The 13,856-nt window shown below is 42.0% G+C and carries 13 protein-coding genes and 4 pseudogenes; 15 read left to right on the top strand and 2 right to left on the bottom strand.

Annotated elements, in window-relative coordinates:
• Positions 1-163: 163 nt before the first annotated feature.
• From SLP02_RS25360 to SLP02_RS25340, 5 genes and pseudogenes are all read left to right on the top strand, one after another.
• A pseudogene (locus SLP02_RS25360) lies at positions 164-1,387 on the top strand (helix-hairpin-helix domain-containing protein); the annotation flags it as partial.
• 110 nt (positions 1,388-1,497) lie between these two features.
• The gene (locus SLP02_RS25355; RefSeq protein WP_319423475.1) at positions 1,498-1,797 is read left to right on the top strand and encodes a hypothetical protein; all 300 of its coding nucleotides are present in this window, start codon (positions 1,498-1,500) and stop codon (positions 1,795-1,797) included.
• Between the two features lie 63 nt (positions 1,798-1,860).
• Positions 1,861-2,812 (top strand): annotated as a pseudogene (locus tag SLP02_RS25350) (IS630 family transposase).
• 123 nt (positions 2,813-2,935) lie between these two features.
• A pseudogene (locus SLP02_RS25345) lies at positions 2,936-3,244 on the top strand (ATP-binding domain-containing protein); the annotation flags it as partial.
• A 311-nt stretch (positions 3,245-3,555) separates the two neighbouring features.
• Complete coding sequence (locus SLP02_RS25340; protein WP_319423473.1) at positions 3,556-3,894, top strand: YybH family protein; 339 nt, start codon at positions 3,556-3,558, stop codon at positions 3,892-3,894.
• 334 nt (positions 3,895-4,228) lie between these two features.
• Here the strand turns inward: SLP02_RS25340 and SLP02_RS25335 are convergent, their stop codons facing one another.
• The gene (locus SLP02_RS25335) at positions 4,229-4,570 is read right to left on the bottom strand and encodes a hypothetical protein (protein ID WP_319423472.1); all 342 of its coding nucleotides are present in this window, start codon (positions 4,568-4,570) and stop codon (positions 4,229-4,231) included.
• Positions 4,571-4,583: 13 nt separating this feature from the next.
• Here SLP02_RS25335 and SLP02_RS25330 point away from each other — a divergent pair, with 13 nt between their 5' ends.
• The 10 genes and pseudogenes from SLP02_RS25330 to SLP02_RS25290 all read left to right on the top strand — a co-directional run bounded on the left by SLP02_RS25330 (position 4,584) and on the right by SLP02_RS25290 (position 13,285).
• Entirely contained in the window at positions 4,584-4,757 is a 174-nt protein-coding gene (locus SLP02_RS25330; RefSeq protein ID WP_319423471.1) for a hypothetical protein, read from the top strand.
• On the top strand, positions 4,718-4,957 hold the full coding sequence (locus SLP02_RS25325) for a hypothetical protein (RefSeq protein ID WP_319423470.1): 240 nt from the start codon (positions 4,718-4,720) through the stop codon (positions 4,955-4,957). The genes SLP02_RS25330 and SLP02_RS25325 overlap by 40 nt, the downstream gene beginning before the upstream one ends.
• Positions 4,958-5,041: 84 nt before the next feature.
• Positions 5,042-5,788: a CARDB domain-containing protein gene (locus tag SLP02_RS25320; protein WP_319423469.1), complete on the top strand. Its 747-nt coding sequence runs from the start codon at positions 5,042-5,044 to the stop codon at positions 5,786-5,788.
• 63 nt (positions 5,789-5,851) lie between these two features.
• Positions 5,852-6,733, top strand: coding sequence for a CARDB domain-containing protein (locus SLP02_RS25315; protein WP_319423731.1), 882 nt, complete (start codon positions 5,852-5,854; stop codon positions 6,731-6,733).
• A gap of 68 nt (positions 6,734-6,801) precedes the next feature.
• Entirely contained in the window at positions 6,802-7,245 is a 444-nt protein-coding gene (locus SLP02_RS25310; RefSeq protein WP_319423468.1) for a hypothetical protein, read from the top strand.
• A complete protein-coding gene (locus SLP02_RS25305; protein ID WP_319423730.1) occupies positions 7,229-9,379 on the top strand; it encodes a CARDB domain-containing protein in 2,151 nt (716 codons plus the stop codon). The genes SLP02_RS25310 and SLP02_RS25305 overlap by 17 nt, the downstream gene beginning before the upstream one ends.
• A gap of 183 nt (positions 9,380-9,562) precedes the next feature.
• The gene (locus tag SLP02_RS25300) at positions 9,563-9,961 is read left to right on the top strand and encodes a hypothetical protein (RefSeq protein WP_319423467.1); all 399 of its coding nucleotides are present in this window, start codon (positions 9,563-9,565) and stop codon (positions 9,959-9,961) included.
• Positions 9,958-10,152, top strand: a pseudogene (locus SLP02_RS26925) (Ig domain-containing protein); the annotation flags it as partial. The gene SLP02_RS25300 and the pseudogene SLP02_RS26925, both read left to right, overlap by 4 nt.
• Before the next feature lie 102 nt (positions 10,153-10,254).
• Positions 10,255-12,609 carry an Ig-like domain-containing protein gene (locus tag SLP02_RS25295; protein ID WP_413467292.1) on the top strand — a complete coding sequence of 785 codons (2,355 nt, stop codon included), beginning with the start codon at positions 10,255-10,257 and terminating at the stop codon, positions 12,607-12,609.
• On the top strand, positions 12,593-13,285 hold the full coding sequence (locus SLP02_RS25290; protein WP_319423466.1) for a YncE family protein: 693 nt from the start codon (positions 12,593-12,595) through the stop codon (positions 13,283-13,285). The genes SLP02_RS25295 and SLP02_RS25290 overlap by 17 nt, the downstream gene beginning before the upstream one ends.
• Positions 13,286-13,299: 14 nt before the next feature.
• Here the strand turns inward: SLP02_RS25290 and SLP02_RS25285 are convergent, their stop codons facing one another.
• The gene (locus tag SLP02_RS25285; protein ID WP_319423728.1) at positions 13,300-13,713 is read right to left on the bottom strand and encodes a transposase; all 414 of its coding nucleotides are present in this window, start codon (positions 13,711-13,713) and stop codon (positions 13,300-13,302) included.
• Between the last annotated feature and the right edge of the window lie 143 nt (positions 13,714-13,856).

The following is a 13,856-nucleotide window of genomic DNA, read 5'->3' as shown; positions in this document are numbered from 1 at the left end:
CTCGAACCCCTGACAAAAACGCTCAACCTATTATCGCTAGTCCAAGGTCAATGACCAATCACGTTTGATTCATTCGACGACCACATATTGCTATATATTATTTATCTTTTAATATTAGGGAACATTAATAAACCATTAATTTGAGCAATAGAACATTTGCTTTATGACCTCATCAATTGCGACAACACAGCTATCATCACTGACTGGAGTTATTGAGCGAATTACGTTTCACTCCGAAGAGTCGGGTTATACTATTGCGCGGTTGAACACGGGTAATGTCAAACAGTTAATTGCGGTAGTAGGTAGCTTTGCCAACATCCAAGCAGGACAGACGCTACAGCTACAGGGAATTTGCATAGAACACCTTCAGTATGGTTCGCAGTTTCAGGTTGTTCAGTATCAAGAGACTAAACCAGCGACGCTGACGGGAATTGAGAAATATTTAGGCAGTGGTTTGATTAAAGGAGTAGGACCTGTTACTGCTAAACTCATCGTCAAGCATTTTGGGCTGGATACTTTAGAGATCATCGAAAACCAAATTTATCGCCTCTCGGAAGTGCCAGGGATAGCTAAAAAACGAATCACTATGATTTCTAGCACTTGGGAGGAACAGAAATCAATTAAAGAAGTAATGATTTTTCTTTCAGGACACGGGGTATTTACTACCTATGCCGTGAAGATATACAAACAGTATGGTGATAGTGCGATCTCGACGGTAACAACAAATCCATACCAGCTAGCAATAGATATCTTTGGGATTGGGTTTTTAACTGCCGATCGCATTGCAGTCAATGTAGAAGTATCACCCTGGTCTAAGTTTCGCTATCGGGCGGGAGTGCTTCATGTTCTAGATAAAGCCAGTGAAGACGGACATTGTTATCTACCCGAATCTAAGATCGTACCTTTTACCAAGGAGTTACTGACCACTGAAGAATATAAAGCAAAAGAAGAAGCGATCGCTGCAATACTTAAAGAAATGATAACTGAAGAACAGTTAATTGAGGCAAAAACCCTGCATCGTCTGTTGGAATTTGACCCAAGCAAGATGGGCTTTAAACGAGACTTGGATAATCAGCTTAATTGCAGTGCGATTGTAGTAGATGAATCTAGCATAGTCGATTTATTCATGGCTCATTCTCTGCTCAAAGCCATACCTAAAGATTGTTTACTGCTGATGGTAGGAGATATCGATCAGTTACCCTCTGTGAGACCTGGAAATGTTCTCAAAGACCTAATTGCCTCAGAGAAAATCCCCGTCGTGCGTCTGACTCAAGTATTTCGTCAGGCAGCAGAAAGTGCGATTATTCGTACCGCCCATCAAATCAATCACGGTCAGATACCCAAACTCGAACCAATTAGCATGAAAGCTACATCTGACTGTCTCTGGCATTCAGGAGGCACAGAAGCTATGGCGTACAAACTATTTGTGAACTAATCGAGCATTACATTCCTCATGCTGGTTTTGACCCTGCTACCGATGTACAGGTGCTGTGTCCCATGACTAAGGGTTTAATTGGTACTCGTAATTTAAACAAAGTGCTACAACAGCTAATCAATCCTCCTGCCGAAGATAAAGCCGAGTTAGTCAGAGGAGATAGTATTTTGAGAGTAAGCGATCGCGTAATGCAGCTCAAAAACGACTACAGCAGGGAGGTGTTTAATGGCGATCTAGGAATAGTTAGGGCGATTGATAAAACCGAAAAGGAAATCACGATTGATTTTGATGAGGCGACCCCCGCGCATGGTTCAACATTTTGCTCGCCCTCGACAACCAAGGGGTGCCCCCCGCAGGTATAGCAATACGTTATAAGGTTAGGACGCTATACTGAATAAATCAAGAAACGAAAGAGAATAGGATTAATGGCATCCCCTTACAGTTACGATTTGCGAGCGAAGGCAATTAAAGCAGTAAAAAGTGGCGAGAAGAAAGTCAATGTATGCCGAATGTTCGCTATCAGTCGTAACACACTGAACTTGTGGCTCAAAAGAGAACAAGTTCAGGGTGACTTCAAAGCGATCGCTCTTCATCAAAAAGGAAAAAAGCCCAAGATTAAAAACCTCCTGCGTTTTCAAGAATTTGTGTTGCAACACAACAACAAAACACAGCAACGAATAGCTCAATTATGGGGGAAGAATCTAACTCAGCAAAATGTCAGCGATGCGATAAGAAAGCTGGGCATAACTAGAAAAAAAGCGGTCAGACCCCGCGTCGCCGACAGGCGCAAGACAAAGGGCTTGCCCGCATGTACGCTGACCAAGACAAACTTATGGGTATCGAGAGAGAAATGAAGAAAAAAGGCAACAATTTCTTGAACGTATCGGTCAAATAGATCGAAGCAAAATCGTCTATGTAGATGAAGCAGGATTCGACAATCGAGACGATTATCCATACGGATATAGCCCGAAAGGAACAAGATGTTATGGATTAAAATCGGGTCGAAGAGTAGACAGGGTTAGTTGGATTGCAGCGTTAAAATCAGGAAAAGTTTTTGCACCGTTGACATATGAGGGATGTTGTAATCGTCAAGTATTTGAGACTTGGTTAGAAAAAAGTTTGCTTCCTCAATTGAAGTCTGGCGACATTATCGTGATTGACAATGCAACCTTTCACAAAGGACAAAGCATTCTTGAAATCGTTCATCATGCAGGATGTGAAATTTGGTATTTGCCCCCGTATTCCCCTGATTTAAACAAAATAGAGCGTTGGTGGTCGGTTCTCAAAACTTGGATGAAACAAAGAATTTACGATTTTGAAACTATCCGAGAGTGTGTTGATTCTGCTTTCGCGCAATGTCCTAATGTCTTCGCGTAATGCTATACCTCAACGGGGGAAACCCCCGCAACGGGTCATACAAAGGCGCACTTCCGCATGTGCCGCAACGCAAGTGTCTCACCACGTCGTTTTACGGCGCAAAGGAACGCGCCTCATCGTGACGGTCGTGATGTAGTTTATGACTATGCCGATTTGAATGAAATTACTCTCGCTGGGGCGACGAGTATTTATAAAAGTCAAGGTTCGGAATATCCCGTAGTTATTTTACCCCTTTATACTCAGCACTACGTTATGCTTTCTCGTAATCTGTTTTACACTGGTCTTACTAGAGCTAAGAAACTAGCGTTGATTGTAGGTTCACAAAAGGCTATTGCGATCGCCGTAAAGCAGGTCAAGCAGCAGCAGAGGTATACGAGATTGAAGGAGAGGTTGGAAAGTAAGTTTCTACAATCGAGATTACCGTATAATTAAGGCACGAAAACTCCCCAAACCCCTCAAAAAACCATGTTTTTGATAGCATTTAGACTTGTTATCCTTCTAGCATTCGCTTACCTATTTGGTTTATTGGTGGCTTGGTTATTCTCGTCGTTTAATGATAGCAACGGTGGTGATGACTTCCGTAATGATGACCCGATACTCCCAAACCACCAGAACCCAAAAAAACCTTGGAGCAAAAAAAAGCCAAAAAGCGGTTGGTGGAGGTCGATGAATCTTATTACCTTGAAGAATTCAATTTAAGCAAAAAATAGTAGTTTGACTAAAATTGTTTATAAAATCCTCTTATGACTGATTCATTGGATCGAGAAAAAGTTTTAGCTACTAATCAAGCTTTTTATGATGCTTCTTCCAGTAAAGATCTGGGAAACATGAACCGTTTGTCGTGGCAAGGTTCGTCCAGTTTGTGTATTCATCCTGGGGGTAAGGTGCTGGTGGGATGGGATACAATTCAAGCTTCTTGGAAATCTATTTTTAACAACACTGATTCAATAGAAATTGATGTAGAAGTTGTTAAGGTCAAAGTTGATTGGGCTATTGCTTATATAGTAGTTCGCGAAACCGTGTTACAGTCGAGCCGAGGCAGAAAACTAAAAGCACAATCAATAGCAACCAACATTTTTTAGAAAATGGCACAAAAATGGTATCTGGTTCAACATCATGGTAGTCCTATCATCCGCTAGTTTTTAGTCAAAAGTGCGATCGCCGTTAAGCAGGTCAGGAGATGGCAACGATTCGTAAATTTTACTGTCATATCCCCCTAATTCATGCGAGCGCAACCTCTATGTGTTGTTTCTAGGTAACACTGTATCGCCACGCGGCAATCAATTTTAAACACTCATCACATTACTCACTGCCAAAAGGTTTTAAGCCTTTGTTTTCAAGCTCAACCTAGCTTTTTTAACTTCATGGAAAATTGTTTGAATTCATGATTTTTTATTTTTCAATAGTCGAGTGTGTTTATCTCGTTACCAGACCATGAAGACTAGTATCAACTGCATTAACATAATTTTTATCTTCCAAAGCAATTGCCGATAATTGATTGGCTTCAACTGCTGCTTTAACCAAATCCAATGCGGTTATTTGTCCGCCTCGATATGCTTGGTCGAGTCTGGCATAGCTGGGAATGCCCAACTCTTTAAATCTACCTCTATAAGCAGCACTAACTAGGTTAAAGGCATTTATTCTTTCGGTATTTTCAAGCTGCTGTATTTGATGTTTATTTTCTTGAGCCTGAAGAATGCCTGGAGAAGCCAAAGATAATAGTAGGAGTAAAGTTGGTAAGGTAATAATCTTTTTCACTGTCTTTATTGAAATGGGTTTACGCCATTTTTCCTCTATAATAGCGGAAACAAACGGTTATGGTAGCGGAAACGGTATAGGAAATGCTTACGGGGATGGTAATGGATATGGTTATGGTTACGGTAGCGAAGATAGTTTAGATGGGGTTTGGCACTTTTATTTGCTACCGATGGATACAATAATCTGACAGAAGCAAATGAAGATAACAATCTAACTGCTGTGACTATACAGTTAGTAGCTGCTGACATCACCATTACTGATGCACAAGCTCTTACATCAGCTTCGGTCAATGATACTATTACAACAAATTGGACTGTAGAAAATATCGGCGATGTGGCTGCACCTGCTAATTGGTATGATTCGGTTTATCTTTCTGATGATGAATAGCTAGACGGTAATGATGATATTTACATTGATGATGTTTATATTTCTGAAAGTTTTAATGAAGGGGAAGAAGAATCAGCCTTACTTTTGTCCGCTCAAGGAGAAGAAGAAGAGCAAAATTCACCAACTTTAAATTCTGGCTACATTTCACTCGTTCCATCCGATAGCTACACAATTACCAAAGATATTAATCTTCCCAATACATCTTCTGGTTTCAAATATCTAATTTTTGCTGTTGATAACTACAACAACCAAGGAGAAAGTAGCGAAACTAACAATACCTATGCTGTCCCAATTGAGCTTTTCGCAAAAGCAGATTTAAGTATTACGGTAACTGATCCTTCAACCGTTTCTTTAGGAGAGAGTATTGATATTGCTTGGACAGTTAGCAATGATGGTTCAGATCCAGCCAATGCTAATTGGAGCGATCGCATTTACATTTCTGACGATCCCGTATTTGACGACAATGACACCTATATTTCGTCTCAATATACAGATGATAATACTCCTTTAGCGCCAGGAGATAGCTATAGCAATCAGGAAAATATTATAATTTCCAATTATATTCAACCTGGATCTCGCTATCTTTTATTTGTGACCGATGACGATAACCAGCAAGGAGAGAGTAACGAAACTAATAATGTTTATGCTGCACCCATTGAAATAAAAGAGCCAAATCTCAAGATTTCCGAAACTGGTGGGCTGGATACTCCTCTTTATGGTGGTGATGTTTACAATATTTCATGGACGGTAGATAACACTGGAGAAGCAAATGCCAATGCTCGTTGGTATGATAGCGTCTACTTTTCTGAAGATGAACCTATTTATTCTTAATTAAGAAATAATCAGGATTCATTAGAAAGTTTAGATTCTTATACTACTGAAGCTAGCTTTTCTATCCCCTATACAGAATTAGGCAATCGCTTTTTACTATTTGTTACCGATGATGATAATGACCAAAGCGAAACTAACGAGACAGATAATGTTCGTGCAGTTCCAATTGAAATAACTCCGCCCGATTTAGTTGTATCTAATGCCACCGCACCATCAAATGCTGCATTAGGAGAAACAATTCCATTGTCTTGGACAGTTACTAACTCTGGAAAAGTTACTGCACTAAATAATTGGTACGATCAAGTTTATATTTCTAGCGATACAGCATTTGATAACTCAGATATTTACGTCACCGAAGAATTGATAGATGCACAAACACCATTAGCAGCGAGGGACAATTACACGATTTCCCAAAATGTAGCCCTTCCATCTCGTTTACTAGGTAATCGTTATCTTTTGTTCGTAACTGATCGCGATAACTCTCAAGGTGAAACTGACGAGACCAATAATCTCAAAGCTGTCGCTATAAATCTCATCGCACCTTCATTAAATCTCGGTCAGACTATCACGAGTACCATCGCCCAAAACAAATATTTTAATGTCAACCTCGATACCGATTCTTTGCTTTATTTCGATGCTTTAACCAATAATGGCAATTTCAAATGGAGTTTAACAGGAGCAGATGGAAAGGTAGTTGATAGTCGCTCCTTTGCTGCATCCGATGGCTATCAAATTAACAATCCAGTCCTCAACTTAAAAGCTGGTAGCTATCTCGCAAGCAGCGACTATCCAAACACAAATATTACCTATTCTTTCCGTCTATCCGACCTTAAAACAGCCAGCATCCTGACTCCAGACACCTCAGTTAGTGACCAGCTTGACCCTGGCAATCAAACCGATCTATACAAATTTGATGCAGCAAAGGAGCGATCGCTTTCTGTTTGACTATTTCAGTTATGCAGGGACTTATCCTTATGGAACGGGAAGTACTTATTGGAGTTTAGTCGATCCTGATGGCAATTATAGTATTCGATCGTCCTTTCAACTCTGATGGGGGTGAATTAACCTTAGCCAAAACAGGAACTTATAGCCTATTAATGGAAGGAGCGATTTTTGAATATCTTTATTCTTCTTACAATGGTAACTACAGCTTTAATGTGCGCTCGTTGACGAAAGAGCCTGATGATTTGACATTAGGAGAAACAGTTACCTCCAATGTACTACAGCAAGACCAGTATAGTTTCACTCTCAACGAAGATTCTTCACTATACTCTGATGCTTTAACTAACAACAGTAACTTTAACTGGACAATTAAAGATACAGACGGCAAGACTTACTACAATCGCAATTTTACACAGTCGGATGGAAAAAACATTGCCGATCCCATCTTAAAGTTACCAGCAGGTGAGTATGTTCTCGACATCGATGGCTTAAATTTAAATCCAGAGCGTCGGTAATAACCTAGGGGCAGCAGATAACATAACTAAAGTATCCCACGCAGATATAGTTCCTACTTTGATATCTGCCCCCGCCACCTCTCTATCTGGGTCAAATGTCGATCTCAGTTGGTCTATAACCAACCAAGGAACGTCCGCCACCATTAGTAGCTGGAAAGATAAGGTATATATTTGTGATAACGCGACTTTTGAAGCAGATCTCGATCGGGTTTTTGGAGAATTTGAACATAGGGAAAGTTTGACGGTAGGGGAAACTAAAGAAATCTCCATTAATACCAACCTTCGTGAAGACATTATTGGTAATAAGTATGTATTGATTGTCAGCGATGCAGACGATAATCTAATTGAAGCTATCGGCGAAAACAACAACGTTATTGCTAATCCCATAGATATTACCCTAGCTCCCTACGCCGACTTAGCCGTTTCCAACGTCACTGCGCCTAACTTAACCATTGATGACCCAGCTAAAGTCAAGGTTAGCTGGAGGGTAACCAATCAGGGTACGGGAACTGGCTACAGCGATACCTGGGTAGATCGAGTTATTGCCTCAAAGGATGGGACTGTTGGCAATAGTGACGATCTTGTCATTGGCGAGTATACCCATACAGGCTTTTTAGCAGAAAGTGAATTTTACGACAGAAGCGAAAATATACTGCTGCCTCCCGCCTTTACTGGCCGCTACAACCTCTTTATCAAGACAGATGCCAAGACAAAGGTATTTGAAAACGGTTTAGAAGAAAATAACGTCGGTGGCAAAGATGGCTTCTTCGATGTGATGACCATCCCCTATGCCGATTTGCAAATCACCGAACTGGACACGACTGGTGCAGCCAATAGCGGACAGCCTATAACGGTAAACTGGACGGTAACTAACGACGGTATCGGTTTAACCAATACTAGCGAATGGTCAGACTCTCTGTACCTAGCTACAGATCCTCAAGGTAAAAATATAGTTGCCGATTTAGGTTCGTTTGACAGGGCAGGAGCTTTAGCCGTAGGTAAAAACTACAATCGTTCGGGACAGGTGATTCTACCTGAATGCATTTCAGGTGAACACTACATAGTTGCTAAAACTGGTGGTCCATTTGAATTTATCTATAACAATAACAACTCTTTAGTTTCCGATCCTTTTAATGTTACCTTTACCGCTCCACCAGATCTTACAGTAACCAATATAGTTGCCCCAGAAGCGATAACTTCGGTAGATATTCCCCAACGGGCGACAGTAGGACAGAGCTTCAACCTTAGCTACACCGTAACCAACCAGGGAACAGGTAATCCTACTCAAACTAGCTGGCAAGATCGCGTTTATCTTTCTCGTGACAAGTTCTTAGATCTACAGAGCGATCGCTATTTGACTTCTTTTGGTCACTCTGGAGGCTTAAATGCAGGTGCCAGCTATACCGTCGATCAAACTGTCAATCTGCCTACAGATTTATCGGGGCCATATTATGTCTTCGTCATTAGCGACCCTGCCAGCAAAGGAACTAAAGCAGAAATATTTGAAGGCGGACTTGACTTTAATAATTCCCGTCCCAGTACGCAACCATTATCTTTAGACTTCCCACCTCCTGCCGATCTTCAGGTTGAAGATATTAAAGTTCCCAATACTGCCCTCTCAGGCGACAATATCAGTTTGCGATGGACTGTGACTAACGCAGGACCAAATGCAGCTAAAGGTGAGTGGAGTGATGCGCTGTACCTTTCCACCGATGCTATTTGGGATATTGAAGACCGTCCTTTAGGTAAGGTCAAGCATAATGGCATAATTGAACCTGGAGAATCCTATACGCAAAATCTAGACACAATCTTACCTCCTGCTGCACCAGGGCAGTACCGCATCATCGTCCGTCCTGATATCTTGAATCAGGTCTATGAGACGGAGAATGAGGTCAATAACTGTACCGCTTCCCCTAATCCTCTTAACGTTACGGTAGAGGAATTAAACTTGGGTGTAGCTAAAGAAACTACTCTCAGTACGGGGCAGTCTCGTCTCTATCAAGTTGAGGTGGGTGAGGGAGAAACCTTACGGGTTAATGTAGACTCTGCCGTCAATAATGCTATGAAGTCTTTATCAAACAAGGAACTATTCCCACAGGCACAGATTATGACTATGCCTACAAGGGCGGTTTAGAAGCAGACCAAAACGTTATCCTTCCCACCACCGAACCTGGAACTTACTACGTCCTAGTCAAAGGTTTCTCTCAACCAAGCAAAAACACTAAAACCCGTATCCTGGCAGAAGCTCTTCCCTCTAGCATTACCGACGTTATTGCCGACCAGGGGGGAGACAGCAAATATGTAACCGCACATATCTATGGCGCAAGATTTGATACAGACTCTTCCCTACACCATTGCCTTTGCAGGTAAAACTTATGAATTCCTGGCTCTAGCCACAGATAACGCAGGTAATAGAGAAGTAGCCAACTTAGGAGTCACCCTACCCGATGATGGCAGTGGCACTAACTTGGGTTCACTAGCCGATGTAGTCCGCAGCAGCGAACCAACTCCCGCCCCTGCTAGTCCACCCAATCCCAACTACAAAACCAACCCTCTCTTTACTGAAGCCAAAGCTGCCCTTCCCAATACAACTAATACAGCTAGCCCATCGGAATTTGATTCGGTATTACGACCCTTTAAAGCCATTGCTTTTGCTACAGAAATTCAGGGCAGCCATGCTAATATTGCTCCACTAGCGATCGCGCTCCTGTTCTGACTCAACTACCCCTCCAGTCTACAAGGGAGAATACCGAGCTGGTCTTTAACCTCAAGGGTAATGATATCGACGGCGATCCTTTACTCTACTCGGCTGTTTCCGAACTACCATCTGGAGCAAAACTAGATAGTCGCACGGGAGAGTTTAAGTGGAAGCCCAACTACGGACAGGCAGGAGACTACAAATTAGAGTTTGCCGTTACCGATAGCAATGGTAGTCGGGATCTTAAGGAGTTTGAGATTGCCGTTACCAACGTCAACCGCACTCCTAGTATTGAGGTTAAGCCGCAGATAGTGGCTTTAGGAGAAGAATTAGAATTTACTCTCTCTAGTTCTGACCCCGATGCAGGGGCGACGTTGACCTATAGCGTTGAAAACTTACCCCTAGGTGCAACTCTAGATAAAGATACAGGACTAGTCAAATGGCAGCCAGCTCCAGGACAGGTAGGAGATTATGTTGTTACCTATCAGGTATCTGATGGCGAAGACATAGCCGAACGCAATGCTCTAATTCGCGTTGAAGCCAAACCAACACTTCCCGTAGTTAATTTAGAATTCACTCCCAGTTTTCCGGCTATTCCAGGGCAGAAAGTTGTTATTAATGCCTTAGCCGATAGCTTTACCGAGATTAAAACGATCTCAGTTTCGGTTAACGGTAAAAAGCTGACCTTAGATAAGCGTAACCGAGCTGAATTTATTGCCGATACTACAGGCAGAGTGGAGGTAGAAGTTACCGCTACCGATGCAGCAGGACGTACTGCTACTAAGACAGAAATACTCAAGGTACGCGACCCCGAAGACAAGGCAGCCCCTGTGGTGGCATTTGGCTTGGGCTTGAATGGTCAGGCTTTTGACAGTGCTACCGAGATTAAGGCGACGGTTAGCGATCGCAATCTTGATGAATGGACTTTATCTTTGAAGGGTAAAGGTGAAGGGGGTGTAGTAGCAACTGGTTATGGCAATGTTAATAATGGCGCGATCGCATCTTTAGATCCTGCTATATATAGTAATGGTTTCTACACTCTTGAGCTAACCGCTACTGATATTAAAGGTCGTACCTCTACTACTGAAATTGTTGTAGAAGTTGAGGGTAATGATAAGAAAGCGCAGTATCAAAGGATTGATAACGATCTGAGTATTGACTTTGGCGGTACTAGTATAGATCTGACTCGTCGTTATGATTCGGTGCAGCGTCAAGAATCTGGCAGCTTTGGTAATGGCTGGGCAAGTAGTTGGGACTTTGACCTGGAGACTGATGTTGAGATTCGCGGTAAGGGGAATGAGGGGTTAAAACCTTTTGAATCTGGTACAAGACTCTACCTCACTACTCCCGACGGCGAAAGAGTCGGCTTTACCTTCCAACCAGTAGCCGAAAAGATTACAGGCTTGACTTACTATCGTCCCGCGTGGGTAGCTGATGATGGGGTTAATTATACCCTAGACTCTACTGATGTACTGTTGAGTAAGGCAGGCAACAGATTTTACGATCTGCAAACAGCCAAGCCGTATAATCCTTCTTTCCCCCAAACCCCCAATTCCCCAAATCCCTACACCCTAACCACACCAGAAAATGTAGTTTACACCTTAGATGCTACGGGTAATTTACAAGAGCAAGTTACAGCAGATGGTACGCGGTTAATTTACAGCGATAGTGGTATCTTGAATCCTGCTACGGGTGAGATGGTTAGGTTTGAAACCGATAAGGCTGGTCGTTTGACTCAGGTAACTGCACCTAACGGCACGGCGGTTGTTTATGACTATGACAAGGCGGGTAATCTAGTTAGTGCCAGAAACCTAGCCCTTGGTGATTCTGTCCGCTACAGCTATGGCGATCAAGGATTGAATCTGATTGCGGGTGATACGGGAGAGGCAATTGAATACTTTGATACTCCTGTAGTTAAACCGCTTACTGGTGATTTGAGTACGGCTAGTTCCTTTACTGGGTCAACTACTACGGGTACGGGAGAGGGTCTGTATAGCTTTGGCTTTAGAGATTCGGAAATCCTCTCTACAAATACTGGTTCTGTCCTATTAGGAGTAGATTTAACTGGTACTGATGAACTGCCAACTATTGAAGGCTTAACACTCCTTAGTACCCAAACAACTGCCGATAGTAGCTTTGCTCTTTATACGATTGATAAAGAAGGCTTGAATTTACTCTCTGTTAACGATGCAGGAGATTATGAACTGCAACTGGGTATTGCAGGGGATGTAAATCGCGATAATGCAGTGGACGGGGTTGATAGTCAGTTAGTCAAAAATGCCCTTGGTACATCGATTGGTGATGCTGGTTATGATGCAGCCTTGGATGTAAATCGCGATCGCACTATTAACTCAAAAGATGTGCAAATACTCGGTAGTAACTACGGTTTCCGTTATAACCAAGCTCCTGTGGTCAAAGATAGTGAAGCGATAACCCATGAGGATTTAAGCGTTGAGATTCCCTTAAAGGATTTGGCAAAAGACCCCGAAGGCGATCGCACTTTCTTTAGAACCAGGGATGTAGAACACGGTCAGGTATCCTTTAGTGCTGATGGTCAGACTGCCATCTTTAAACCAGAGGTAGGCTATACAGGTACTGCATCCTTTAAGCTTTTTGCCGATGATGGTTATGCGGTAAGCGATGCTTCTATTGTGGATAAGATTTAATATATCGAAGGGAGAGCTATCTAGCCGTAATATTTCTCTAAATATTGACGAAAATATTGAAAGAGCTGTCACGGTACAACGTCTTTCTGATGAAATTTATTTTATTGACACTTCAGATCCCAAAGCTACTATTAACAACTCGGCTGTTGGTAGTTCAGACCTAATTCTAGCCAAAGTTCCTATTGGCGATCCGACGCAACCTGATTTACCAAAAGAACTAGCAGCTACGAGTGATGCTTCTCGTATTTATGTTCCTCTGGAAAAAACTCATTCAGTCGCCGTAGTGGATGGCATTGGATTTCGTAATTTAGATACTAATCTTGAAACATCGGGAATAAACCCAATTAATCTTGGTGCAGGAGCGACTCCATCTTCAATTGTTATCAGTTCTGATGACCGATATGCCTACATAGGAGATCGTAATACTGGAACTATTTATATTTTAAATATCGATCCCGACTCCAAGGATTATCATACTCATTCAAATCTTAATATCCCTAGTTCAGGTGCTATTCGTCAATTAGCTCTAAACAGTGATGGAACAAGATTATTTGCAACGACTAATGAGAAAATTATTGCTTTTGATGTAGCTTCTGGAAGCGATACGCAAAATCAAATTATTGGCAGTGTCACAGTAAATAGGGTCTTGCACACTTTTGGTGAACTCAAGAACTAGCGATCGCTAGCCTACTAGACAGGACACAAAAATCTTTTCTTGAGTAGTTCGTGACTGGCACGTCCATACATTTGCCTTTTTAACATCTTGAGTCGATTAACTTGTCCTTCTACTTGCCCATTGCTCCATTGATAAGTCACTCCATTTGTGACTGCATCTAAATCATCTTTTAGTTTGTTCGCAAAACCACTAATGGCTCTTATCTTACTTTCCTCGGCGTTTTTCAACCATTCCGTTAATTTATTTTGTTTCTTGGTGCGCGTTCCCTTGCGCCTGTCGGCGACGCGGGGTCGCACCGCTTTTCGACGAACTAAATCGGCAAAATCCATTGCTAAAGAAATTCCCGTATTAAGATCTGGATGTTGTTTTTTCAATAATTCAATGGCTTCCGTTTCGGCTTTGTTTTGGTTGATGCTATGACGTAGAATTAGCCATACTGACGTACAGTCATCAGCGATTTTTTCGGTTCAAACACTATCGGTAATGGTTTATTAAGTTTTTCTCTTGCCCTGTGCTTCACGCAGACTTTTCGAGCTAAAGTGACATAGCTTCCTTCATAATGTAATTTAAT

This window comes from Pleurocapsa sp. FMAR1, assembly GCF_963665995.1.
Taxonomy (GTDB): Bacteria; Cyanobacteriota; Cyanobacteriia; order Cyanobacteriales; family Xenococcaceae; genus Waterburya.
This window is presented reverse-complemented; position numbering and strand designations above follow the sequence as displayed.

Bases quoted from the DNA above. Each gene is read 5' to 3' on its own strand.
- SLP02_RS25300 (WP_319423467.1), top strand. From the start codon at position 9,563: ATGGCGCAAGATTTGATACAGACTCTTCCCTACACCATTGCCTTTGCA.
- SLP02_RS25330 (WP_319423471.1), top strand. From the start codon at position 4,584: ATGGGTTTACGCCATTTTTCCTCTATAATAGCGGAAACAAACGGTTAT.
- SLP02_RS25310 (WP_319423468.1), top strand. From the start codon at position 6,802: ATGGCAATTATAGTATTCGATCGTCCTTTCAACTCTGATGGGGGTGAA.
- SLP02_RS25340 (WP_319423473.1), top strand. From the start codon at position 3,556: ATGACTGATTCATTGGATCGAGAAAAAGTTTTAGCTACTAATCAAGCT.
- SLP02_RS25355 (WP_319423475.1), top strand. From the start codon at position 1,498: ATGACTAAGGGTTTAATTGGTACTCGTAATTTAAACAAAGTGCTACAA.